This window comes from Schaalia radingae (genome assembly GCF_900106055.1).
Classification (GTDB): Bacteria; Actinomycetota; Actinomycetes; order Actinomycetales; family Actinomycetaceae; genus Pauljensenia; species Pauljensenia radingae_A.
The window spans coordinates 1,849,104-1,874,641 of sequence record NZ_LT629792.1 but is presented as its reverse complement, the minus strand read 5'-3'; the positions used below and the strand labels follow the sequence as shown (position 1 = coordinate 1,874,641).

Annotated in this window: 19 protein-coding genes and 1 pseudogene; 19 read left to right on the top strand and 1 reads right to left on the bottom strand. The window is 60.3% G+C overall.

Annotated elements, in window-relative coordinates:
* Positions 1-30 precede the first annotated feature (30 nt).
* Positions 31-2,622, top strand: coding sequence for a glycoside hydrolase family 31 protein (locus BLT69_RS08245; protein WP_257590301.1), 2,592 nt, complete (start codon positions 31-33; stop codon positions 2,620-2,622).
* A 427-nt stretch (positions 2,623-3,049) separates the two neighbouring features.
* Here the strand turns inward: BLT69_RS08245 and BLT69_RS08240 are convergent, their stop codons facing one another.
* Positions 3,050-4,336 carry an isochorismate synthase gene (locus tag BLT69_RS08240; protein WP_070725364.1) on the bottom strand — a complete coding sequence of 429 codons (1,287 nt, stop codon included), beginning with the start codon at positions 4,334-4,336 and terminating at the stop codon, positions 3,050-3,052.
* A 156-nt stretch (positions 4,337-4,492) separates the two neighbouring features.
* On the opposite strand from BLT69_RS08240, the gene BLT69_RS08235 reads away from it, so the two are divergent.
* The 18 genes and pseudogenes from BLT69_RS08235 (at position 4,493) to BLT69_RS08150 (ending at position 25,538) form a co-directional block, all read left to right on the top strand.
* Positions 4,493-5,143 (top strand): ubiquinone/menaquinone biosynthesis methyltransferase, encoded by a 651-nt coding sequence (locus BLT69_RS08235; RefSeq protein ID WP_257590439.1) that lies wholly within the window; start codon positions 4,493-4,495, stop codon positions 5,141-5,143.
* A 158-nt stretch (positions 5,144-5,301) separates the two neighbouring features.
* On the top strand, positions 5,302-6,582 hold the full coding sequence (locus tag BLT69_RS08230; protein ID WP_058237198.1) for a geranylgeranyl reductase family protein: 1,281 nt from the start codon (positions 5,302-5,304) through the stop codon (positions 6,580-6,582).
* A 73-nt stretch (positions 6,583-6,655) separates the two neighbouring features.
* Positions 6,656-7,015, top strand: a complete 360-nt coding sequence (locus BLT69_RS08225) for an NADH-quinone oxidoreductase subunit A (RefSeq protein WP_058237197.1) — start codon at positions 6,656-6,658, stop codon at positions 7,013-7,015.
* Positions 7,016-7,031: 16 nt separating this feature from the next.
* Positions 7,032-7,586, top strand: coding sequence for an NADH-quinone oxidoreductase subunit B (locus BLT69_RS08220; RefSeq protein WP_058237196.1), 555 nt, complete (start codon positions 7,032-7,034; stop codon positions 7,584-7,586).
* 53 nt (positions 7,587-7,639) lie between these two features.
* Positions 7,640-8,326 (top strand): NADH-quinone oxidoreductase subunit C, encoded by a 687-nt coding sequence (locus BLT69_RS08215; RefSeq protein WP_070725414.1) that lies wholly within the window; start codon positions 7,640-7,642, stop codon positions 8,324-8,326.
* Positions 8,326-9,681, top strand: coding sequence for an NADH-quinone oxidoreductase subunit D (locus tag BLT69_RS08210; protein WP_092648797.1), 1,356 nt, complete (start codon positions 8,326-8,328; stop codon positions 9,679-9,681). The genes BLT69_RS08215 and BLT69_RS08210 overlap by 1 nt, the downstream gene beginning before the upstream one ends.
* Positions 9,678-10,367 carry an NADH-quinone oxidoreductase subunit NuoE gene (gene nuoE, locus BLT69_RS08205; protein ID WP_092648796.1) on the top strand — a complete coding sequence of 230 codons (690 nt, stop codon included), beginning with the start codon at positions 9,678-9,680 and terminating at the stop codon, positions 10,365-10,367. Before BLT69_RS08210 ends, nuoE begins: the two co-directional genes overlap by 4 nt.
* On the top strand, positions 10,364-11,665 hold the full coding sequence (gene nuoF, locus BLT69_RS08200; RefSeq protein WP_092648795.1) for an NADH-quinone oxidoreductase subunit NuoF: 1,302 nt from the start codon (positions 10,364-10,366) through the stop codon (positions 11,663-11,665). Before nuoE ends, nuoF begins: the two co-directional genes overlap by 4 nt.
* Positions 11,662-14,256 carry an NADH-quinone oxidoreductase subunit G gene (locus BLT69_RS08195; protein ID WP_070725369.1) on the top strand — a complete coding sequence of 865 codons (2,595 nt, stop codon included), beginning with the start codon at positions 11,662-11,664 and terminating at the stop codon, positions 14,254-14,256. The genes nuoF and BLT69_RS08195 overlap by 4 nt, the downstream gene beginning before the upstream one ends.
* Positions 14,256-15,596, top strand: a complete 1,341-nt coding sequence (nuoH, locus tag BLT69_RS08190) for an NADH-quinone oxidoreductase subunit NuoH (protein WP_058237868.1) — start codon at positions 14,256-14,258, stop codon at positions 15,594-15,596. The genes BLT69_RS08195 and nuoH overlap by 1 nt, the downstream gene beginning before the upstream one ends.
* A complete protein-coding gene (nuoI, locus tag BLT69_RS08185) occupies positions 15,589-16,281 on the top strand; it encodes an NADH-quinone oxidoreductase subunit NuoI (RefSeq protein ID WP_058237191.1) in 693 nt (230 codons plus the stop codon). Before nuoH ends, nuoI begins: the two co-directional genes overlap by 8 nt.
* A gap of 20 nt (positions 16,282-16,301) precedes the next feature.
* A pseudogene (locus tag BLT69_RS08180) lies at positions 16,302-17,195 on the top strand (NADH-quinone oxidoreductase subunit J); the annotation flags it as partial.
* 191 nt (positions 17,196-17,386) lie between these two features.
* Complete coding sequence (gene nuoK / locus BLT69_RS08175; RefSeq protein WP_058237190.1) at positions 17,387-17,686, top strand: NADH-quinone oxidoreductase subunit NuoK; 300 nt, start codon at positions 17,387-17,389, stop codon at positions 17,684-17,686.
* A 15-nt stretch (positions 17,687-17,701) separates the two neighbouring features.
* On the top strand, positions 17,702-19,657 hold the full coding sequence (nuoL, locus tag BLT69_RS08170) for an NADH-quinone oxidoreductase subunit L (RefSeq protein WP_092648794.1): 1,956 nt from the start codon (positions 17,702-17,704) through the stop codon (positions 19,655-19,657).
* A gap of 18 nt (positions 19,658-19,675) precedes the next feature.
* Entirely contained in the window at positions 19,676-21,319 is a 1,644-nt protein-coding gene (locus BLT69_RS08165) for a complex I subunit 4 family protein (RefSeq protein ID WP_070725374.1), read from the top strand.
* Positions 21,320-21,324: 5 nt separating this feature from the next.
* On the top strand, positions 21,325-22,893 hold the full coding sequence (nuoN, locus tag BLT69_RS08160) for an NADH-quinone oxidoreductase subunit NuoN (RefSeq protein ID WP_092649139.1): 1,569 nt from the start codon (positions 21,325-21,327) through the stop codon (positions 22,891-22,893).
* A complete protein-coding gene (locus BLT69_RS08155) occupies positions 22,890-23,915 on the top strand; it encodes a polyprenyl synthetase family protein (RefSeq protein WP_257590299.1) in 1,026 nt (341 codons plus the stop codon). Before nuoN ends, BLT69_RS08155 begins: the two co-directional genes overlap by 4 nt.
* 123 nt (positions 23,916-24,038) lie before the next feature.
* Positions 24,039-25,538 carry an FAD-dependent oxidoreductase gene (locus tag BLT69_RS08150; RefSeq protein ID WP_092649137.1) on the top strand — a complete coding sequence of 500 codons (1,500 nt, stop codon included), beginning with the start codon at positions 24,039-24,041 and terminating at the stop codon, positions 25,536-25,538.

Genomic DNA, 25,538 nt, shown 5'->3' with positions numbered 1-25,538 from the left:
TATCTCCTGAACTTGGAAGGATACAGCGCCATGGTGGCCGACTCACTGTTCAGTATGGACAAAATAGGGGCACGCCCCTCGATGGATCCGCAGCGAACAGTGAGCGGGCCCCACTGGCGCATCGGCATCATCACCGACCGGCTGATCCGATTCGAATGGTCCGACACCGACGAATTCGTTGACGACGCCACTCAGATCGTTCTGAACCGCAGTTTTGGGGATACTCCAAAATTCCGCGTCACTCGGCGCGACGGGCGCGTCCTGATCGATACGGACGCTGTGCGTATCACCTACGACGAAAAACCGTTTTCCCGTTTCGGGTTGTCTGCGTTTATCAAGGGCGTGGGATCCACCTGGCGTTTCTCGGAACCGGCTCGGGCCAACCTGGGCGGCACCGCCCGTACACTCGACCAGATCGACGGTCCTGTTGAACTGGACGAAGGCCTCGCAGCATTCGACGGGTGGGCTGTGATCGATGATTCCCAGTCCAACCTGATCCGCGAAGTCAGCGAAGTTGACGGGCATGACAACGCATTCGGTACGTGGGTCCAGCCCCGTAATCCGGATGAGCCGTCCGGAGCGACACCCTCGTCCCACGACTTCTATCTGTTTGCCTACGGGCATGATTTTGCGGACGCGGTGCGCGACTTCTATCAGCTGACAGGCCCGACCCCGCTGCTGCCGCGCTTCACACTGGGCAACTGGTGGAGCCGCTACCACGCCTATTCGGACGAGGAATACCGCGAGCTCATCACACGCTTTGAGGACGAGCGCGTGCCACTGTCCGTTGCCGTAATCGACATGGACTGGCACCTTGTCCACGACATTGACCCGAAGTACGGCACCGGATGGACTGGATTCACATGGAATCGTGACCTGTTCCCGCAACCTGAACAGTTCCTCGATTGGCTCCATCAACGGGGGCTGCGCACGACGCTGAATCTGCATCCGGCCGACGGGATCCGTGCCTTTGAAGAGGCATACCAGCGGGTCGCCACACGCATGGGAATCGATCCGGCCAGTGAGGACCCGGCCGAATTTGACCTGACAGATCCGCGCTTCATGCAGATCTACTTCGAAGAAGTCATTCACCCCATGGAAAAGGAAGGGGTCGACTTCTGGTGGCTTGACTGGCAGCAAGGCGGAACAACCCGTCAGCCCGGCCTGGACCCGCTATGGATGATCAACCACCTGCATTTCCTCGATTCCGCGCAGGCAGGGGAGCGCCCGCTGACCTTCTCGCGCTACGCAGGGCCAGGCTCACACCGCTACCCGGTTGGATTCTCCGGCGACACGGTCGTGTCGTGGGACTCGCTCAAGTTCCAACCCTTCTTCACATCCACGGCCTCCAACATCGGATACTCCTGGTGGAGCCACGACATCGGCGGACATATGTTCGGTGTGCGCGATGAAGAACTGGAGGCACGCTGGTACCAGTTGGGTACCTTCAGCCCGATCAACCGCCTGCACTCCACTGAATCAGCTTTCAACTCAAAGGAGCCGTGGAACTTCCACGACGAGACGCGCAGCGTGATGAACCAGGCACTTCGTCTGCGCCACCAACTGATTCCCTACCTGTACACGATGAACAGGCACACAGCTTACGAGGGGCGGCCGCTCGTGGAGCCGATGTACTGGCAGGCACCCGAGACTGCCGATGCCTGCGATCACCCGCACGAATTCCGCTTCGGTTCGCAGCTGCTGGTCGCTGCCATCACTGATCCACGCGAGCACGACACGATGAAAGCCCAGGCCGACGTCTGGTTCCCGCGCGGCACGTGGTTCGATTTCTTTACAGGTCGACGCGTCGAATCTCGCGGTGAAGCCGGCCGTCGCCTGCGCGTATGGCGCGATCTGGATTCTTACCCGGTTTTCGCTCCCGCAGGCGCAATCATCCCGCTGCAGGATAACGCGCCCGACCAGCTCAACAATGTTGACAACCCCGAGCATCTGCGCGTCATCGTCATGCCCGGTGATAATGGTGAGTTCGTCCTGTGGGAAGATGACGGAGCCGCACAGGAAAATGTCGCATGGGCCGCAACCACTCTTTCACTGAACTGGTCGCCTGCCGATGATTCCGACACGCGCACCTTCACCATTTACCCGCCTGCCGACCATGTCGACGTTCTCCCGGCCACGCGCACGTGGACCCTCGTCTTCCGCGGCGTTGCGCCCATTGACGAGGGTGACGTGACGATCACCGTCAACAACGACAAGGTTGCCTCTGAACGCGTGGCGCTGACCTACTGCAACAAGACCTTGTCCTATGAAGTCACGATTGCTGACGTTCCGGCAGATCAGCAGGTTACGGTTGAGATGTCTGCGGAAGCACTGACAGTGGCGGACGATCCGTGGTTTGATGACGCATTCGACCTGCTGTTCAAGGCGCAGATCGGCTATCCGGCCAAGGAACGCGCGATCGAGATGATTCGTGAGGAAGGTGAACGCGCTTTGGGTGGCCTCGCCTCTTTGGGTGAGCCAACCCCGACGATACAGTGGCCGCACAAACCCGAATACCTTGTGGTTCCTGACAGCGTGCGCAGCGCTCTCGATGAGATCCTGACCCGAACCTCCCAGCCGCATGTAGTTCCCGCATGTCCGCCAGCATCGTCATCTAGGTAGAGGCTCTTTTCACGCATCGCCCGACTGCCGGCGCACGACCCCCTAGATTTAAGGCTGAATCGTGCACATTCCCCTAGATTTTCGATCTTTTTGTGCACATACCCCTAAATCTTCGGCATTTTGTGCACATACCCCTAGAAGAACCGCGACCGTCCGCTGGCGCTCTCCGCGCAACACCCCGTGACCTGCGCATATGGGAAAGCGATGAAATGGCGAACCGCCTTTTCTAGGGGTATGTGCATTCTGGCGAGACTTTTTAGGGGTATGTGCACGTGCGCCCGCCAGTTTGAGGGGTCGGTGCACGCCCGCACCGACGTGACCACGCCGCGCCGCCGAAGCGTCGTCACCGAGGCAACCACACCACGCCGCGCCGCACGGCCGCCGATACTTCCGTTAGGCGGATACCACCAGTACCCAATCGCGCAATCTACACGCCCAGCGCGTCCAGAACAGGGGACATCTTCGCGCGCGTTTCGGCCAGTTCCATCTCCGGCACGGAGTCAGGCATGATGCCCCCACCAGCGAAGACACGGATCTGTGTGCGCTCACGCGTGAACTGTCCGCATCGCAACGCAATGCCGAACTCACCGTCGCCATTCGCATCGACCCAGCCCACCGGGCCTGAATAGCGGCCGCGACGCGTCTGCTCGAAGGATTCCAGCAGATCGTACGCCAGTGTTGTCGGTGTGCCGCACACCGCTGCCGTGGGATGTAAAGCAGCCACCACGTCGAGGAGGGAGTGATCCGGCACAACAGCGTTGACTTCGGTTGCCAGGTGAATGACGTTTGGAAGTTCGATCACGCTAGGCTCGGGCGGGCACTCGACGGACGTGGCCATCGGTTCGAGGCGGCGGGTGACAGATTCAACGGCCAGCGCGTGTTCACGACGATTCTTATCTGACGACATCAACTCGTCAGCATTTCCGGGAGCTGCAGTGCCAGCCAGGACGCGCGAGTACACATGATCAGCTTCTTTAGACGCCAATATCTCCGGTGTGGCGCCCACTAAACCGGCAACGGCATATGTCCAGGTCGAAGGAAACTGCTCGTGCAACTGGGTGACCAGGTATCGCTCATCCATAGCGGTCGGACTGTCCACGACCATGTCGCGACTCATCACCACTTTCGATGCTGCTCCCGAGTTCAGGCGCCGGATCACGCGGCGCACCGCGCTGAGCCACTGGTTCTGCGTCATACGCCCGGCCTGTGTCATCAGTCCTTTCGGCGTAGTCAGCTGCGTACTGAGCGCTGCCTCGGCAAGAGCGGAGGCTGCCTGAATCGGATCAGCAGGATCCTGGTCGAGCGCCGTCGTGATCACGAAGCGCGCGCCATCGCGCTCGACGATTGCGGTGTGCGGAATGATCAGGACACCGCGCGTATTCCATGCAAAACCGAACGAGGCCAATGCAACCGGTCCACAAAGGCGTGAGCTCCCCTCGTCAATTGTCGAATCAGTATCGACGAGGGCGTCCTGGCACACGTTCGTCCACTCTGACGACGCCTGCCTGATGGCCTGTGTACCTGTCACAGTGATCGTGGCAGTGCGCCCATCGGCAACGATCGAACAGCGATCTCCCAACCACGTCAACGCGTCTGCAGGGCTGGGCAGCAGTGAGGCCAGCGGACGCGTCGCACAGAGGTGTGAAGGCGGTAGTGATGCAATAGAGACGTGGAGTTTGCCATTGAGAGATACGGAACCGAAAGTGCCAGACATGAGGCCATCGTATCCAGACCATGAAAAGATAGAGACATGAATGAAACGGCAGGTCTGAACTACGACGTCTATGACCAGGACGCTGACCTCAATGACGACAGCTCACCGGCGGGCGTGCGCGCGCAACTAGATAAGGATCCCGGCGAAGTTGCGGCAATGTTTAATTCCGTGGCACGTCGATACGACATGATGAATGCACTTGCCAGCGGTGGGATGGATCATGTGTGGCTGCGCGCATTGCGCACTGCAATCGATGGCAAGCCTGGGGAGGAAATCCTCGACCTTGCTGCCGGAACCGGTGCATCAGCTGCGGCGATCGCTGCCGGTGGCGCACGCGTGACGGCGTGCGACCTGTCAGAAGGAATGATTGCGATAGGCCGTGCGCGCCACCCGGAGATCTCATTTGTTCAGGGCGATGCCACCAACCTCCAATTCGAAGACGCGACATTCGACGCCGTGACCATGTCGTACGGGCTGCGCAATATCAGCGACCCGGAACGCGCCTTGCGTGAAATGGCACGCGTGACGAAACCGGGCGGGCGACTGGTGATCTGTGAATTCTCCCACCCGACTGACCCGATTTTCTCGCGCCTGTACCGCATCCACCAGATGGTGGTCATGCCGACGCTGGCACGCCTGGTTTCATCTGACGACGTGGCGTACGACTACCTGGTTGAGACGATCCAGAGCTGGCCCGACCAGATCACTGTGGGGCAGATGATCGCGCGGAGCGGATGGGAGAGCGTGGAGTACAGGAATCTGACAGGCGGCATCGTTGCGCTGCATCGTGCCCGACGTGCCCAATGAGACGCGCTTCACGATACCTGAAATAGGTAAAGGCCCCCTTTCTCAAATACATCAAAGAACCAGTCTTTTTTCGCGCCAAAATGACGAAATGTGCCCTTTGGGGCAATCGGAGTAGGGTGCTAGTCGAATGAGGCTTGACAACAAGTAGAGGAGACACTGTGTCTGACGGTGTGGCGAAGCATGATGATGCTGACGTCGTAATCGTCGGTGGCGGGCCGGCAGGTGCATCAACTGCCTACCACCTGGCAAGTGCCGGCATTGATGCCCTCGTACTTGAAAAAGCATCATTCCCGCGGGACAAGATATGCGGCGACGGGCTGACCCCTGCAGCCGTGTACGAACTCATTGTGATGGGCGTCGATACAAGCACGTGGACGCGTAACCGCGGATTGACGGTCATTGGTGGCGGGCATCGCCTGCAACTGGAATGGCCTGACCAAAAATCACTGCCCGGATACGGCATGACACGTCGCCGCACGGAACTCGACCAAGACCTCATTCAGCACGCATGCAATCGTGGTGCGCGCCTGGTCGAAAACTGTACGGTGACAGGACCGTTGACTGACTCAACTGGGCGCATCACTGGCGTGCGCGCGCGCATCGGGCAGGGTAAAGACGCTGAAGATGTCGAGTTCCACGCCAAACTTGTGGTGGATGCAGGCGGCGTGTCGGCGCGACTGGCCACCGCAATGGGACGTGAAAAGAATCCGCGCCGTCCCCTCGGAGTGGCGGCACGCACGTACTTCCGCTCACCTCGCTCAAATGAAGAATGGATGGAATCCCACCTCGAACTGTATGCAGGACAGCCCGGCAAATCCGAACCGCTGCCCGGTTACGGCTGGATCTTCCCGATGGGTGACGGCACCGTCAACGTCGGCTTGGGATCAGTCTCTTCAGATGCGAAGGCAACCAAACTGCCGTACCACAAAGTGCTGAAGCAATGGGTCGATTCCCTTCCCGACGAGTGGGGTTTCACGCCTGACAATCAGGTTGGCTCCCTGCGCAGCGCAGCGTTGCCGATGAGCTTTAACCGCACACCCCACTACGCGAACTCACTGGTGCTGGTGGGTGATGCTGGCGGAATGGTCTCACCCTTCAACGGCGAGGGAATCGCGCCGGCCCTGAAAGCGGGTCGTCTTGCTGCAATGGCGATGGCTCAGGGTCTTGCCCGCACGACGCTTGCCGGCATGGATAAGGCGATGGAAGAGTACCCTCATGCGATGAAACAGGAATATGGCGGGTACTATTCCATGGGACGAATCTTCGTGCGGCTGATCGAGAACCCGAAAGTGATGCACTTGTGTACACATACGGGGCTTGGAATCCCACGCTTGATGACACTTGTCCATAAACTGTTATCAGATGGTTTTGAACGTAGCGGCGGTCAATGGGACGACCGTCTGATTACTACCCTCACGAAGGTGGTGCCCAAGGTATGAGATCGACTCAGCAATCTCCGTGTTGCAGTTGTGCCATCGGGCTGACCGCCCTCGTCAATAACCGGGAGGAACAATGACCAATCCCTACGTGCCATTGCTGATTATGGCCGCAGCAGCCATCGTGCTGGCGCTGGGCGGCCTGGGTGCATCAGCGATCCTGGGACCCACACGCAAGAACAGCACCAAAGCTGACAACTACGAATGTGGCATTGATCCAGGCCCTCAGCACATTGAGGAAGGCCGTTTCCCGGTGCGCTACTACCTCGTCGCGATGACCTTCATCATCTTCGACATCGAGGTCGTCTTTATGTACCCGTGGGCCGTCAGCTTTAACCAGCTGGGCTTGTTCGGGCTTGTTGTCATGTTGACCTTTATCGCCCTGATCACGGTGCCCTACATTTACGAGTGGCGCCGCGGCGGGCTGGACTACTAGGAGCGAAGGAGGACTCATGGGTATTGAAGAAGCGTTACCTGCAGGCATTGCTCTGACCAGCATGGAAAAACTGCTGGGGCTGGGTCGTAAACACAGCCAGTGGCCTGTCACCATGGGCTTGGCGTGCTGCGCGATTGAAATGATGGCAGCCGGCACCCCTCGCTTTGACATGTCACGATTCGGACTGGAAGTGTTCCGCGCCTCGCCGCGTCACTCCGACCTCATGATCGTCTCGGGTCGTGTCTCCCACAAGATGGCACCGATCATCCGTCGCGTCTACGACTCGATGGCCGACCCCAAGTGGGTCATTTCGATGGGCGCCTGCGCCTCGTCCGGCGGCATGTTCAACAACTACGCCGTCATCCAGGGCTGCGATCACTTCCTGCCTGTGGATGTCTACCTGCCCGGATGCCCACCTCGCCCCGAAGCGCTGATCCACGCCGTCCTCACCCTGCGTGAGCAGATCGGCAAAGAGCCGCTTGGCGTCCACCGTCAGGAAATCGCACGCAAGGCCGAGCAGGCAGCACTTGCTGCTACACCGACCCACCAGATGAAGGGACTCCTGTCGTGAGCGAAACTGAATCAGTGACGCCTACCCCTGATGAGGTGCAGCCGCAGGGGCAGATGCAGGCGCTGGGATCCTTCCAGGCCCCCGACGTGGTGGCCCAACGCACCGGCATGTTCGGCGTTCACGACGCCGGAGACACCACCGGTTTCGGCGGGCTGCAGCAGGCCGCGACGTTCGCTGCCCCCAGCCAGCGGCCGTACGGATCGTGGTTTGACTCGGTCGTGGACATCCTCGAAGAACTGATTACCGAGGATGGCCTTGATGTCAACGACGTCATCGAAAAGGTCGTTGTCGAACACGATCAACTGACGATCTTCATTGCGCGCGAGCACATTCAGCGCGTGGCACGTCACCTGCGTGACGACCAGGACCTGCGCTTTGAACTGTGCATCGGCACCAACGGCGTGCACTACCCGGCCGACAGGGGCCGTGAACTCCACGCCATTTACCCGTTCATGTCGATCACCCATAACAGGATGCTGCGACTGGAAGTCACGTGCCCGGACGCAGATCCGCACATCCCCAGCATCGTCGACATCTACCCCGCGAACGACTGGCAGGAACGCGAGACGTGGGACCTGATGGGCATTATCTTTGATGGCCACCCCTCTTTGACGCGTACTGCGATGCCGGATGACTGGGTAGGACACCCGCAGCGCAAAGATTACCCACTGGGCGGCATTCCCGTGGAATACAAGGGAGCCACCGTTCCACCGGCCGACACACGGAGGTCGTACAACTGATGAACGCACAACGTGTCAATTTCCGGGCAACCCCCGGAACAGCCAACATCGATGTCGACGACATTCCCGAAGTCATGGCGCAGGGCGGTGACTGGGAAGACGTCCTCGCCGAAATCGAAAAGATCACGAACGAACGCATCGTGCTCAACATGGGTCCAGTGCACCCCTCGACGCACGGCGTGCTCCGCCTGGTCCTTGAACTGGACGGCGAACTCGTGCGCGAAACACGCGTTGACACCGGCTACCTGCACACCGGCATCGAAAAGAACATGGAATACCGCACGTGGACACAGGGCGTCACATTCTGCACCCGCATGGACTACGTCGCACCGTTCTTCCAGGAAGTCGGCTACTGCCTGGCGGTGGAAAAACTGCTGGGCATCACCGACCAGATTCCAGAGCGCGCCACGCTGATCCGCGTACTCATGATGGAGCTCAACCGTGCAGCCTCGCACATCGTGGCAATCGGAACCGGCGGCAACGAGCTGGGTGCCACCACGATGATGACCATCGGCTTCCGCGCACGTGAAGAAATCCTGCGAATTTTCGAACGCATCACCGGCCTGCGCATGAACCACGCGTACATCCGACCTGGCGGCGTCGCACAGGACCTGCCGGCAGGAACGGTGGACTTCATCCGTGAAAAGCTGCCGCGCATCCGCAGAGACGTGGGCGAACTGCAGGACCTCACCTTACAGAACCCGATCTTCAAAAAGCGTTTCGTTGGTACCGGCTACATGCCGCTGTCAGCTGTTATGGCGCTCGGTATGACCGGACCGGGCCTGAAAGCGGCCGGCATTCCGTTTGATCTGCGAAAGATGCAACCGTACTGCGGGTACGAAGATTTCGAATTCGACGTTCCCACCTATGATTCATCCGACGCCTACAACCGCACACTCGTTCGCTTCGACGAGATCTACCAGTCACTGCGCATCGTCGTGCAGGTGCTCCGACGCCTCGAGAAGTGCGAGGGCGGTCCGACCATGGTTGATGACCCCTCGATCGCGTGGCCGGCACGGCTGTCGGTTGCAACCGACGGACAGGGCAACTCGCTCGAACATATCCGCGAAATCATGGGCGAGTCGATGGAGTCGCTGATTCACCACTTCAAGCTGGTGACCGAGGGATTCTCTGTTCCCGCCGGTCAGGTATACCAGACCATCGAACATCCGAAGGGCCTGCTCGGGATCCACGTAGTCTCCGGCGGTGGCACGCGCCCCTACCGCGCGCACTTCCGTGACCCTTCATTCGCCAACCTGCAGTCATTGTCCATCATGACCGAGGGGGGCCAGCTGGCTGACGTGGTTGTCTGCCTGGCAACAATTGACCCTGTTTTGGGAGGTGTTGACCGATGAGCTACGCGCCAGAAGTTGAACAGCGTCTGCGTGAAGAAGCGGCGGTGGTTGTGGACCGGTATCCCACCGGACATTCACGCTCAGCACTGATTCCGCTGCTGCACCTCGTGCAATCCGTTGACGGATACATCACTGCTGACGGCATCGCGCTGTGCGCTGACATCCTCGACCTGACACGTGCGGAAGTGTCCGCTGTGGCGACGTTCTATACCCAGTACAAGCGCCATCCCACGGGAGACTACCTGGTGGGCGTGTGCACGAACGCGCTGTGCGCCGTGCTGGGCGGTGACGCAATCTGGGAGGCCGTCTCACAGCATGTGGGAGTTGGCACCGATGAGACCAGTGAATCCGGCAAGATTACGCTGGAACGCCTCGAATGCAACGCCGCGTGTGACTACGCGCCCGTCATGATGGTCAACTGGGAGTTCTTCGATAACCAGACACCGCAGTCAGCGATTCAGCTGATCGACGACATCGAGGCCGATAAGCCGATCCACCCGACGCGTGGTGCCGACACGGTCCACACGTTCAAAGAGGTCGAGCACGTACTTGCCGGTTTTCTTGATGGTCACGAACATGAGGGCCCTTCAGCGGGCGAGAACTCACTGCTGGGCCTGCGCATCGCAGAGCAGAACAACTGGAATGCTCCGGTGCGGACCGGTTCTGAACAGGAGGAGGACAAGTGAGCTCCTTAAGCGCACCATCAACCCTCACGCCGATCCTGACGCGCGGGTGGGATGCAGAGCGGTCATGGACGCTGCAGTCTTACCTGAGCCGTGGCGGATACGAAGGATTGAAAGCCGCCCGCGCCCTTGAACCGTCTGACATCGTCGAGAAGGTCAAGGCTGCCGGTCTGCGAGGCCGAGGCGGCGCAGGCTTCCCGACCGGACTCAAGTGGTCCTTCCTGCCTCCCGATGACGGCAAGCCGCGGTACCTCGTGGTCAACGCCGACGAATCAGAACCGGGAACCTGCAAGGACATCCCGCTGATCATGGCGAACCCGCACATTCTGGTTGAAGGCATGGCGATCACATGCCGCGCCATTAACTGCCACCACGCTTTCGTCTACCTGCGTGGCGAGGTCGTCCACGTCTACCGCCGCCTCCTGAATGCGATTCGCGAAGCTGAAGAGGCTGGCCTGCTGGAAGACCTGCGCATCATTGCTCACGCAGGTGCCGGTGCCTACATCTGCGGTGAAGAAACCGCACTGCTGGACTCCCTGGAAGGTCGTCGCGGACATCCGCGCCTGAAGCCCCCGTTCCCGGCAGCTGAAGGCCTGTACGCGCGCCCGACTGTTATTAACAATGCCGAATCCATTTCGCAGGTGCCAGGGATTTTCCGCAACGGAGATGACTGGTACGCCTCGATGGGCACGGAAAAATCCAAGGGCCACGGTATTTTCTCCGTCTCAGGCCACGTCAAGAACCCAGGCCAGTTTGAAGCACCATTCGGCATCACGATGCGCGAACTGATCGAAATGGCCGGAGGCATCCGCGAAGGCCACACCCTCAAGTTCTGGACACCAGGCGGATCATCCACCCCGCTGTTTACCGAAGCTGAACTTGATGTGTCCCTCGACTACGAATCCGTGGGACAGGCCGGATCGATGCTGGCAACGCGTGCACTGCAGGTGTTCGACGAGACCACATCGGTCGTGCGCGTCATTACCCGCTGGACCGAGTTCTACCAGCACGAATCGTGCGGCAAATGCACGCCGTGCCGCGAAGGAACGTACTGGCTCAAGCAGATCATGCTGCGCCTGGAACAGGGCAAGGGACTTCCCGGAGACGTCGATCTGCTCGAAGAGATCGCCGGGAACATCGCCGGTCGCAGCTTCTGCGCACTCGGTGACGCTGCAGCCACACCAATCAGGTCCGGCATCAGCAAGTTCCGAGAAGAATTCGAAGCCGGTTTGACGACGCCCGCACAGGAGCTGTTCCCGTACGAAGCGTCCGCTAACTTCACTAGAGGAGGTGCCCGATGAGCGACGCGCCAGAAATGGTCGATATTACGATCGATGACATCCAGATGTCCGTTCCCAAGGGAACGCTGGTCATTCGCGCTGCGGAACAGGCTGGAATTCGTATTCCACGATTCTGCGATCACCCACTGCTCGCACCTGCAGCTGCATGCCGCCAGTGCCTTGTCGAAGTCGGAATGCCTGACCGCAAGACCGGCGAGCTGCGCTTCATGCCCAAGCCGCAGCCCTCATGCGCACAGACAGTCAGCCCGGGAATGGTCGTCAAGACCCAGTTCACCTCCGAGATTGCCGACAAAGCACAGCGCGGCGTTATGGAGTTCCTGCTGATCAACCACCCGCTGGACTGCCCTATCTGCGACAAGGGCGGCGAATGTCCCCTGCAGAACCAGGCCATGACAGAAGGACGCGCAAAGTCACGATTCGCTGACGCCAAGCGCACTTTCCCCAAGCCTCTGAAGCTGACCAGCCACATCATGCTGGACCGTGACCGCTGCATCCTGTGCCAGCGCTGCGTGCGTTTCGGTAAGGAGATTGCAGGCGACGCGTTCATCGACCTGCAAGGTCGCGGCGGCGGTACCTCACCGACAGACGACCATTACTTCATGGGCGAACAGATCGGCTCCTTCGACACCCAGGTCATCGGGTTCCACGACGAAGGTGCCCACGACGCGAGAACTGTGCCGCTGTCTGGTCCATACGGCGAGGCTGGCGTCATTGGATCCATCAACGGGGGAGAGCTTCCACCATCAGGATACGACCAGTCGGGACGCGCATTCGCCTCGTACTTCTCCGGCAACGTTATTCAGATCTGCCCGGTCGGCGCGCTCACCGCGTCGTCCTACCGCTTCCGTGCACGCCCCTTCGACCTGGTTTCCACACCGTCGGTGTCAGAACACGACGCATCCGGATCAGCGATCCGTATCGACGTGCGTCGCGGCCAGGTCGTGCGCCGCATGGCCGGCAACGATCCGGACGTGAACGAAGAGTGGATCACCGATAAGGATCGCTTCGCCTTTGAATGGGATCGTGAATCCCGCCTGACCACACCGCTGGTTCGAGAAAACGGTCAGATGGTGCCGACCTCCTGGGCCGACGCGCTGCACCGCGTGGCTGAAGGACTGAAGGTGGCGCGTGACAAGGGAACAGTTGGCATGCTTCCTGGCGGCCGTCTGACCTTCGAGGATGCCTGGGCATGGTCCAAGTTTGCTCGCACTGTTGTGGGGACCGATTCCATCGATGCACGCGTTCGCGAAACCAGCGAGGAAGAACGCCAATTCCTCGCAGCACACGTAGCAGGAACAGGCCTGGGTGTGACGTATGCGGATCTGGAAAAGGCCGGGAGCGTCCTGCTGGTCGCACTCGAGCCCGAAGACGAATGCGGATCCATTTTCCTGCGCTTGCGTAAAGGCGTCCTGAAGGGAACCACTCACGTCACGACCATTGCGCCGATGACGACAAGTGGATCACTCAAGCTCAACGCACAGGTGGTGCACGCCGCACCCGGAACTGAAACCGAAGTTCTCGCGTCGCTCACCAGCGGAGCAGCGGCCGAAGGCACCGCCCTCGTCGAGTCTCTGTCCGACGGCGGGATCATCCTGGTCGGAGAACGCGCAGCGCGCACCCCCGGGCTGCTGACTGCAACCGCCAAGCTCGCTCAGGCAACTGGAGCTCGACTCCAGTGGGTTCCACGCCGAAGCGGTGACCGCGCAGCGGTTGAAGCCGGACTTCTTCCCGGCCTGCTGCCATTTGGTCGCTCACTTGCCGATGCCGGTGCCCGCGAAAGCATGGGCTGGGATACGGCAGGCATGCCGACCACAACCGGCATGGACATTCAGGACATTCTGGACGGTGTGCGCACCGGCTCTGTCAGCGCCCTGATCGTGGGAGGTGTTGACCTGCGTGACCTGCCCGATCCGAAAGCGGCACGCAATGCGCTCGACGCAGTGGACTTCCTCGTGTCGATGGAAGTGCGCGCGTCCGATGTCACTGAGCTTGCTGACGTGGTGCTGCCCGTTGCCCCGCCACTGGAAAAGAACGGTACCTTCATCAACTGGGAAGGCCGACTGCGCCCCTTCGGCCAGGCGATCTCGTCACGCTCGCTGACTGATCGCGATGTGCTCGTGCGACTGGCGCGCGAATTTGATGTCGATCTGGGTGGAGCCACGCTGAAGGATCTGTATGACGAGGTCAACCCCGTGATGGACTGGTCCGGTGAACGCTGCGTCATGGATGTGGCTACCACAACCGCCCCGCCCGTCGAATCGGTGAGCGAGGGACAGGCTGTTCTGGCCACTCACAAACCGATGCTCGACGCCGGACGCCTTCAGGACGGCGCACCGCAGCTGGCTGGAACAGCGCGCCGCCCCGTTGCCTTCATCTCGCAGGCAACGCTGTCGGCTTTGGGAATGTCGCAAGGCGACGCCCTGACTGTTAGCTCCGAACGCGGATCGCTCACGCTGCCGGTGGAGGTCACCGATCTGCCCGATCGTGTGGTCTGGCTGCCTGAGTGCTCCCAAGGATCACTTGTACATGAGTCACTGGGAACAGCCGGTTCCGTTGTGACGCTCTCACACGCAGTGGAGGTGACCCGATGATGACAACGCTTCCGCTGGCGATTCCCGACTACACAGTGGCGGACTTCTCCCAGGAAACGTGGTGGCTGACCCTCATCAAAGCGGTCTTCATCATCTTGTTCCTGATTTTCAACGTGTTGCTCGCCCTGTGGGTGGAACGACGCGGACTGGGACGCATGCAGACCAGGCCCGGCCCGAACGTTGCCGGCCCGTTCGGCCTGTTCCAGGCTTTCGCTGACGCGTTGAAACTGCTGTTCAAAGAGGACATGTGGACCAGGCGCTCCGATAAGTTCCTCTACTTCATGGCCCCGGCCATCGCAGCGTTCTGCGCATTCAGCGTGTTCGCAGTGATCCCGCTTGGCCCGAACGTCAACATGTTCGGCCACTCAACGCCACTGCAGCTGGCCGACATGCCGGTTGCTGCGCTGTATATCCTGGCGATCACCTCGCTGGGCCTGTACGGCATCGTCCTCGGTGGCTGGTCGACGCGTTCAACGCTGCCGCTGTACGGCGCCGTGCGTTCATCCGCGCAGGTGATCTCCTATGAACTGTCGATGGGCCTGGCCCTGGTCTCCGTGTTCATCATGTCGGGATCAATGTCCACCTCCCAGATCGTTGCCGCACAGACTCCGTTCTGGTGGGCAGTGACGCTGGCACCCGCCTTTGTTATCTACTGCATCTCGGCAGTCGGCGAGGTCAACCGCCTGCCTTTTGATCTGCCCGAAGCTGAAGGCGAACTTGTCGCCGGACACATGACGGAGTACTCCTCCATGAAATTCGGCTGGTACTACCTGTCCGAATACGTCAACATGCTGAACGTGTCAGCCGTGGCAACCACCATGTTCTTTGGTGGATGGCACGCACCGTGGCCGTTGTCGCACGTGCCCGTCATCAACGACGGATGGTTCGGAATCGTGTGGTTCTTCCTGAAGATGTGGTTCTTCATGTTCCTGATGATCTGGACGCGAGGCACGCTGCTGCGTATCCGATACGACCAGTTCATGCAGTTTGGCTGGAAGCGTCTCATCCCGGTTGCCCTGGCATGGGTCGTTGCCGTAGCAGTGCTGCGTGGAGTGACCGCCTGGGTTGACACCTCAATGCCGGTGATCCTTGGCGTGATCCTCGCGATCTTCGTCATCGCCCTTGCAGTCATGTGGTTCCTGGATTCCGGTGAGGGCGAAACCACCGGCGAGGGAGACGACGTGACCGAAACGTTCGATCCGTTAGCCGACGGATTCCCTGTCCCGCCCAAGCCCGGCCAGCAGCTGCCGCCGTCACCGCGAGCCGGCAGAGCCCAGCCAGTTGGGGTTGCAGCCAACACGACTGTCGCGACTGATGCTCAGGAGGAAACCGATGAGTAAGTCAGACAAGCATCTTCCGCCATTGGGACCCGATGAGGAGCTGCTCTACGAGCACGATCATCGCGGCCCGGTCAGTGAGTTCTTTGCCCCCGTGGCAGGGTATGGCGTGACGATCACGTCATTCTTCCGCCCTACTGTCACCGAACAGTACCCCTTCGAGGGGCCGTTCGTGCAGCCGCGTTTCCACGGGCGTCACCAGCTCAACCGTTACGCTGACGGCCTGGAAAAGTGCATCGGCTGCGAGCTGTGCGCGTGGGCCTGCCCGGCCGACGCCATCCTCGTCGAAGCCCACTCAAACACGCCTGACGCACAGTACTCGCCAGGGGAACGTTACGGCGCGGTCTACCAGATCAACTACCTGCGTTGCATCTTCTGCGGATTCTGCATCGAAGCTTGCCCCACGCGTGCGCTCACCATGGGACACAACTTCGAACTGTCGGAGTACCGCCGCGAAGCGGAAATCTACGAAAAGCACCAGCTCCTTGTTCCCCTTGCCGACGGCATGCTGGCACCACCGCACCCGATGGTCGAAGGCATGTCCGACGACGACTACTACAAGGGTGAGGTGACTGGACCGACGCAACGCCAGATCGACTGGGTACGCGAGCGTCGACCCGAAGATTCTTCACTGCAGTCCGCTCAGCAGGCGGTTGCACAACCAGTTGAACAGGAGGCTGCGCGGTGACAGAAACAGCATGGCCACTGATGGGCAGCACAGGCGAGGCGATCCTTTTCAGTTGCGTCGCCGTCGTCATGGTGCTGGGCGCCCTCGGTGTGCTCTTCTTCAAGAAAGCTGCGTACTCCGCGATCTGTATGGTCGCGGTGATGATTGGACTGGCAGTATTGTTCATCGCTCTGGGAGCACCGTTCTTGGGTGCTGTCCAAGTCGTCGTCTACACCGGCGCCATCATGATGCTGTTCTTGTTCGTCATCATGATGATCGGCCTGGGAGCCACCGACGGATACCAATTCCAGTCACGCGGTGCAATCACTGCCGCATGCATCGGCGGGCTCGGCATGATCGCCATTTTTGCCGGTATCGGCGCGAAAACAGTGTTGTCCGCGAGCAAAGCCTCGAGCGTTGACCCGTACTCCAATGAGCCGGTCACCTCGCTGGCATCCTCACTGTTCGCAGACCACTGGATGTCAATGGAACTAGCGGGCACTCTGCTCATCACTGCCGCGATCGGCGCGATGCTGCTGACTCACACGGACCGCCTGGGACCCTCGTTCAACCAGCGCACTACGGCTGAAGCCAAGATGAAGGCCTTCAAGGAAAGCGGCCGTCACATTGGACAGCTTCCGGCGCCTGGCGTGTTCGCTCATTCGAACGCAACGGACGTTCCGGCAATCGGCGGCGACACACTCGCCCCGGTGGAAGATTCCGTGCCGCGTGTCTTCCGCGTGCGAGGATTGGGCCGTTCACTGAACCAGGTTGCCCCTGACATTGCAGAGTCTTTGCAGCTGACGCGCGCCGGGTTGCTGGACGATTCACCATTCAAGGCAGGAAAAAACGTGTCGGTTCCTCGATCCGGAGCCTGGGGCATGCCGGGGCCTTCCGCGCCCACCGGCCTCAACCAGCCTGAAGCGTCCGCGGCTGACCGCAACGCGCAGGCCGAGACCTCGGCCAACGAAGCTGATCCGAAGGGCATGGGCGAGGTGCAGACCGCACCGGATGCCGGACAAGCCAATACTGATCATGTACAGGGACCGGGCGCGAACGCCGGCCCTACGCAGGGCGGAAGCAATAACAATGCTCAGCCGCACACACCTGGTGAAGGAGCTGCCAAATGAGTATGGCATGGTACCTGATCCTCGCGGGCGTGATCTTCTCCATCGGAGCGGTCGTAGTCCTCGTGAGGCGTTCCGCGGTGATCTCACTGATGGGTGTGGAGCTCATGCTGAACTCCGCGAACCTCGCCCTCGTGACCTTCGCACGTATCCACGCAGATGTTGCCGGACAGATCATGGCGTTCTTTGTCATGGTTGTCGCCGCAGCTGAAGTGGTCGTCGGACTGGCCATCATCGTATCCATCTTCCGTGCACGCGCGACAACCGGCGTGGACGACAACAACCTGCTAAAGAACTAAGGGAGGACCATTTCAATGACCACTACCCTCCCCGCTTTGACGGCCGCAACAGGGCCGGCAGCACTTGCGTGGCTTATGGTCGCGATCCCACTGGCGTCCGCAATCCTGTTGCTCGTCCTTGGGCGGCGCGCAGACAAATGGGGCCACATCCTCGGTGTGATCGCCGCGTGGGCGTCATTCGTTGTCGGCGTCGTTATCCTGGTGCAGATGCTTGGACTTCCAGCAGGTGAGCGACGACTGTCCATCGATCTGTTCTCGTGGATTCCGGCCGGCGACCTGTCCATCAACTTTGGAACCCTGATCGACCCGCTGTCGATGACCTTCGTGATGCTCGTGACCTTCGTGGGCTCGCTCATCCACGTATACGCCATCGCCTACATGGAACACGACCGGGATCGCCGCCGCTTCTTTGCCTACTTGAACTTCTTCATCGCCTCCATGCTGACACTGGTCATCGCGAATTCTTACGCAGTGCTCTTCATGGGATGGGAAGGCGTAGGCCTTGCCTCATACCTGCTGATCGGCTTCTGGAACCAGGTGCCCGACAATGCGACCGCCGCGAAGAAGGCGTTTGTCATGAACCGTGTCGGTGACATGGGCATGCTGATCGCCATGATGGGGATGGTTGCCTATGTCGGCTCCGTCTCCATGAATGACGTCAGCACTGCAGCTGCGGGACTGTCCACTGCACAGGCGACACTCATCGGTATCTTCCTGCTGGTCGCTGCCTGTGGTAAGTCCGCGCAGTTCCCACTGCAGGCATGGCTCGGTGACGCAATGGCCGGCCCGACGCCGGTGTCCGCGCTGATCCACGCGGCCACGATGGTGACCGCAGGTGTGTACCTGATTGTCCGCTCCGGCGCGATCTTCCTGGCAGCCCCTGCCGCATCACTGACAGTGGCGATCATCGGTGCGATCACGTTGCTGTTCGGCGCGATCGTCGGTTCGGCCAAGGACGACATGAAGAAGGTGCTGGCAGCATCAACGATGTCGCAGATCGGCTACATGCTTCTGGGTGCGGGCCTTGGCCCCATCGGCTGGGCGTTCGCCATCTTCCACCTGTTCACGCACGGTTTCTTCAAGGCATTGATGTTCTTGGGAGCAGGCTCCGTCATGCACGGCATGAACGATCAGGTCAACATGCGTCGCTTCGGTGCCCTGCGCACCGCGATGAAAGTCACCTGGATTACGTTCGCATGCGGCTGGCTCGCCATCCTCGGCGTGCCGCCATTCTCCGGATTCTTCTCAAAGGACAAGCTCATCGAGGCGGCATTTGCAGCGTCCTCGTTCTCCGGAATGTCAACACCCTGGGCTCCGTGGGTATTCGGCCTGGTCACCATGTTCGGTGCCGGAATCACCGCGTTCTACATGTCGCGCCTGTTCTTCATGATCTTCCACGGAGAAGCACGCTGGACAGATTCGACACCCGAGCAGGAAGTCCACCCGCACGAGTCGTCCCCTCTGATGACCATCCCGATGATCATTCTGGCGGTTTGCTCGGTACTCATCGGTGGACTGCTCAGCATCGGCGGAGCATTCACCTCATGGCTGGTTCCCGCAGTGGGGGAGACCCCTCACGTTGAGCCGGTCCTGCCGGTGTGGCTGATCCAGGTCGCCACCCTGCTGCTTGTCGTGATCGGCGTCGCCGTTGCGTGGTTCATGTACGTGAAGAAGCCGGTCCCGATTGGCGTCCCGGCAGGCAACGCGCTCACGCAGGCTGCACGCCAGGATCTGTACCAGGACCACATCAACGAGAAACTCTTCATGATGCCCGGACAGGCGTTGGTCACCGTGGCAACAGAGGGCGATCGAAAGGTGGTCGACGGTGCAGTGGGCGGCTTGAGCTGGCTCACCGTTGGTGCGGGTCGCCTCGTCGCCATCACACAGAACGGTTTGGTGCGAACCTATGCGTCTTACATCCTTGGCGGCGTTCTTGTCGTCTTGGCAATCGTCCTCGGCTTCAGGCTGTGAGGGTGAGGAGGAGAATCAATGACTACTACTGATCTCATCCAGTCCAGTTCAATCCCGTGGCTGACGATCATGGTTGCCTGGCCGCTCGTGGCCGGCGCACTGGTCGGCCTCATCCCGGGGTTGCGTGCGCGCGGACGCCTTGTGGCGTTGGGCGCCTCGCTCATCGAATTGGTGCTCGGTATCATCGTTGCCACGCAATTCGACTGGACCACACCTGCCACACACCAGCTCGGTGAATCATATTCGTGGATCCCGCAGATGGGCGTGTCATGGGCGCTCGGCGTAAATGCCCTCGGCCTTGTGATGATCTTGCTGGCCGTCGCACTGGTGCCGCTCGTTCTGCTTGCTGCGCCTGCTCGCCTCGCCGGTTCCACGCACGAGGGCGACGCGCGCGACGCTGACGCTGACGAACGTGAGTCGCGTGAGGGCGCCTATAGCGCGCTGATCCTCGTCCTTGAAATGTTCATGGTCGTGATCTTCGCAGCCTTCGACGTAATCGTCTTCTACATCGCATTTGAAGCGATGCTGGTGCCGCTGTTCTTTATGATCGGCACCTACGGAGTGGGCGAGGCCGTGGCACGCCGCAAGGCTGCCATCAAGTTCCTGCTGTACTCGCTTGCCGGTGGCCTGGCCATGTTGGGCGGTCTGGTGGCACTGTGGGCAGTTGTCCCGCAAAAGTCCGAGACGTTCTTCCGCCTGGACACTCTCTCTCAATTCACCCCGATGCTGCCGTCCTCGTGGGCAATGGGGATCTTCTGGGCCTTCATGGTCGCCTTCATCATCAAGGCGCCGATGGTTCCGGTCCACACATGGCTGCCTGACACGGCGGCAGTTGCCCGCCCAGGTACATCCGTCCTGCTGGTCGGCGTGCTCGACAAGATCGGCACATTCGGAATGATCACGCTGTGCGTGAGCCTTTTCCCGCAGGCAGCGGCCAAGTGCGCCGTCGCCATGTGCGTTGCCGCCATCGTCTCAATCCTGTGGGGCGGTCTGGCCGCCATCGGACAAAACGACATTATGCGACTGGTGTCCTACACCTCGGTGTCACACTTCGGCTTCATGGTGCTGGGCATCTTCATCGGCTCGCAGCTGGCGTTGACCGGCGCGATGATCTACATGGTCGCTCACGGTGTCTCGATCGCCGCCATGTTCCTGATCTCCGGCTTCCTGACCCGCCGAGGCGGGACACGCGAGATTCCTGCATACCGCGGAATGCAGCGTGTGACTCCGGTGATCGCCGGCACGTGGTTGGTGTCCGGTTTGGCTTCAATCGCCCTGCCTGGCTTGTCAGGGTTCGTCCCTGAATACATGGTGCTGATGGGGTCCTTCTCCGTGTCAGTTCCGATCGCGCTGTTCGCTGTGCTGGGTGTCATCATCGCCGCCCTGTACGTGCTGCTGCCGTATCAGAAGGTCTTCACCGGCCCGCCAAACGAACCAATGCGCCACCTCACTGACATGAACGGTCGCGAAAAGGCCGTCGTGACGCCGCTGATCATCGCGATGGCAGTCATCGGCTTGTGGTCTGCTCCGATTGTCGGAGCACTGACCCCGGTATCAGACCAGGTCTTGAACGCAGGAAGCGCGGCGAGTGCGCCAGCGCAGACAGATGGGCAAACCTCTGACGCACCTGCCGATACGTCAACTGAAGGGAGCTCCAAGTGATTCCCATGAACGTCGCTACAACTACGACCAGTGTTCCGTGGGCGAGCCTGACACCAGTGCTGATTGTGCTCGGTGGAGCAGTACTGGCAGTCCTGGTTGAATCATTTGCCCCCGCACGCCTTCGTCGCCCGCTGGGAATTGGGGTCTCCCTCGTCGTGACCGCTGCAGCTATCGTCGTGCTCTCATGGCGCTGGGTTGTCGTAGCTGACACGCCGCAGGGTTTCGATGAATACATTGAGGACCCGCTGACAGTGGGTGCGCAACTGATTCTTGCCGTCATCACCTTCCTGGCGTTGCTCGTCATCGCGGATCGTACGCAGATTCGTGATGGAGCCTTCGCTGGACAGCCCTCGGACCGTCCCGGTTCCGTCGATGAGGAGCTGACAGAAAAGAAGCGCTACCAACGTTCGGAAATGTTTGCCCTCGTCCTGTTCTCGCTGGGTGGCATGATGGTGTTCCCTGCAGCGGACTCAATGATCATGCTGTTCGTGGCACTCGAGGTGATGTCGCTACCGCTGTACATCCTGTGTGCAACAGCGCGCCGTCGCCGCCAACTGTCACAGGAAGCCGCGCTGAAGTACTTCATCCTCGGCGCATTCGCCTCGGCCTTCTTCCTGATGGGCATGGCACTGCTGTACGGGTACTCAGGTGGACTGAAGTTCTCCGGAGTGTACAAGGTCATGACCCAGAGCACGGGCGAGATGGACTGGCTGCTGCTGGCCGGCATCGTCATGGTGCTGGTGGGCCTGCTCTTCAAGGTTGGTGCTGCCCCGTTCCACGCATGGACGCCTGACGTTTACACCGGCGCACCCAGCCCGATCACCGGTTTCATGGCAGCTGCAGTGAAAATGGCTGCCTTTGCCGCGATCCTGCGTTTCTACCAGGTCCTCGCCGGACACTTCACATGGGATCTGCTGATCCCGATGAGTATTATCGCTGTCCTGACGATGGTGGTTGGCACCGTCGCAGGTCTGGTCCAAACAGACATCAAACGCATGCTGGCGTACTCGTCAATCGCGCATGCGGGCTTCATCCTGCTGGCGGTCATGTCCCTGGTCAAGGGATCGGCAGGCCACGTCCTGTTCTACGTCCTGGCATACGCACTGGCCACCATCGGCTCCTTCGCTGCAGTTACGCTGGTTCGCTCCGGCACCCGCTCTGGTGATTCGCTGGAGGTAGGCGGAGAGGCAACGGCTTTGGATCGCTGGGCCGGACTGGGCAAACGCAGCCCGCTGCTGGCAGGCAGCGTCCTGGTGTTCCTGATGTCATTCGCCGGCATTCCATTGACCAGCGGCTTCATTGGAAAGTTCGTTGTATTTTCAGATGCCTTCGCTGGCCAACTCGGATGGTTGGTTGCGATCGGCCTGCTGTGCTCCGTGGCAACAGCGTTCTACTACTTCCGTGTTGTTCGCCTGATGTTCTTCACGGAACCAAGTGAGAACACCGTGGTCATTAAGAGCGAAGGCCTCACTGCGATCGCTATTGCTGTGTGCGCGCTTGGGACGATCCTGCTGGGCATCGTTCCTGGGCCCGTCTTGTCAATGCTCTCAAATGTCGCTATCTTCTTGCCGTGACAGCTGTGAATTCTTATTCCGTACTTGACCTTGACGTCCCTGCTCTCGAAGCGCGTATCACTCCTGCGCTGGAAAGCGTGGAGGAGCTGCTGAACGACGCAGTTCGAGGCGGGCGTGACCTGGTCGAAGAACTCACACGTCATCTGAGCGTGGCGGGAGGCAAACGGATCCGCCCGGCTTTGACGCTTGTGTGTGCGCAGCTCGGTGACCCCGAGCGCGCAACGAGCGAGCGTGTCATCAGCGCAGCAACCGCAATGGAGCTGACGCACCTGGCATCGCTCTATCACGACGACGTCATGGACAGCGCACCCACTCGGCGCGGGGTTACCTCCGCACAGCACATGTGGGGTAACAACCGCGCCATCCTCGCTGGCGATGTGCTCTTTGCCAGGGCATCACGCCTGATAGCTTCCCTGGGACCTGAATCGGTGGCGCATCACTCAGACACCTTTGAGCGTCTGTGCATGGGGCAGCTCAACGAAACCTTCGGACCACCCGAAGACGCCGACCCGGTCGAGTTCTATCTGCAGGTTTTGGCAGACAAGACAGGATCGCTCCTTTCAGCATCAGCTTTCTTTGGAGCCTTCCACGGCGGAGCCGGCAGAGAGGTCGCTGACCTTGTTGCCACCTACGGTGAGAAGGTCGGCGTCGCTTTCCAGATCGCTGATGATGTTCTGGATCTTGCCTCCACAGGTGAGACCTCAGGGAAGACCCCGGGAACTGACCTGCGTGAAGGCGTGGATACACTGCCCGTCTTGCTGTTGCGCCGCCACGTGGCACACAACGGTGACGATGCGGCAGGTCAGGAAATCCTGGACGCAATCGACGGGGATCTGAGTTCCGATGGCGTCCTGGCTGACGTTGTTGACAAGCTGCGCCATCACCAAGTGCTGCAGGAGACTCGCGACCTAGCTGAAAAGTGGTGCGACGATGCAGTGGCAGTGCTGGACGCCCTCGACGATTCTGAACCCAAACAGGCGCTGACTGCTTTCGCTCATCTTATGGTCAACCGCTTGTCCTGATCGTGCGTGGGCGGCGCCATAGTGCCGTTCCTGTGAAGCGCGCTAGGATGGTGTGTTGTATCGAAAACGCGGCTCGAGCCACGCTCATTCGTGCGTGGTGAGCCTGAGAAGGGACGAATGACTGTGACAGCAACGAACGTTGCCGTTGTCGGGGCCGGCCCGGCTGGTATTTATGCTTCGGACATCTTGTCGAAATCAGATCTCGATGTGAATATCGACCTGTTCGAACGCCTGCCTGCTCCCTACGGACTCGTTCGCTACGGCGTGGCTCCTGATCATCCGCGCATCAAACAAATCATCGTTGCCCTCTACAAGATCCTGCAGCGAGGCGACATCCGCCTGCTCGGCAACGTGGAGATCGGTCGCGACGTGACGATCGACGATCTGCGCGAACACTACGACGCCGTCATCTTGGCAACCGGAGCTGACCGTGATGCTCCGCTAAACATCCCAGGTGTCGACCTGCCGCAGTCATATGGTGCAGCCGACTTTGTCTCGTGGTACGACGGGCATCCGGACTACCCGCGCACCTGGCCGCTTGACGCGCGCGAGGTTGCCGTCATCGGTGTGGGCAATGTGGCGCTGGATGTGTCCCGCATCCTCTCTAAGCATGTGCATGACCTGATGGTGACTGAAGTGCCGGACAACGTGGCGAAAATTCTCGAAGACAATCCCATCACCGATGTACATGTTTTTGGCCGCCGAGGTCCCGCGCAGGTCAAGTTCACGCCACTCGAGCTGCGTGAACTGGGCAAAGTGCCCGACGTTGACGTGATTGTCGATGAGGAAGACTTTGATTTTGATGAAGGCTCCGAACAGACGATGCGCTCATCCAACCAGCAGCGCCAGGTCGTCAAGACACTGACGAACTACGCCTCGGTGGATCCAGACGAGCGCCACGCTTCTCGCCGTATCCATATCCACCTGTTCCAGTCACCTTCGGAGATTCTGGCGGACAGCAAAGGTAACGTGCGCGCACTGCGCACCGAACGCACTGAACTGGTCGGTGACGGCAGCGTGCGCGGCACCGGAGTGATGACTGACTGGCCGGTGCAGGCCGTGTACCGGGCCGTCGGATACTTTTCGTCGCCCATCCCCGGCGTGCCGTTTGACGAGGTTCGTGGCGTGATCCCGAATAACGAGGGACGCGTTGTCACCGAGCCGGGGTCAACGGAAATTGTTTCAGGCGTGTACGCGACCGGATGGGTGAAGCGTGGCCCCGTGGGCCTGATTGGCTCCACCAAGTCGGACGCACAGCAAACCATTGCGCACCTGGTTGAAGATGCCGAGGCTGGCGCTCTGCATGCCACCAGTGAAGCGGTGGGGCACGATGCGATGATCAAACTGCTTGACGAGCGTGGCGTCGCCTACACGACATGGGAAGGCTGGGAGCTGCTGGATGCGTACGAACGCGAACTGGGCTCACGGTATGGTGAGCTTTCTGGTGGTCGCGGCATCCGTGAGCGCATCAAGGTTGTCTCCCGCAATGCGATGACGGCGATTTCTCGCGGTGAAGAGCATTCGCACGACGATGAGGACCTGATTGGTCAGCCCGGTGAGATGGGCGTGCCCACGGCTATTGAGCGATTTGGTGATCACTACACCGGTCCGCGCGGCAAATGA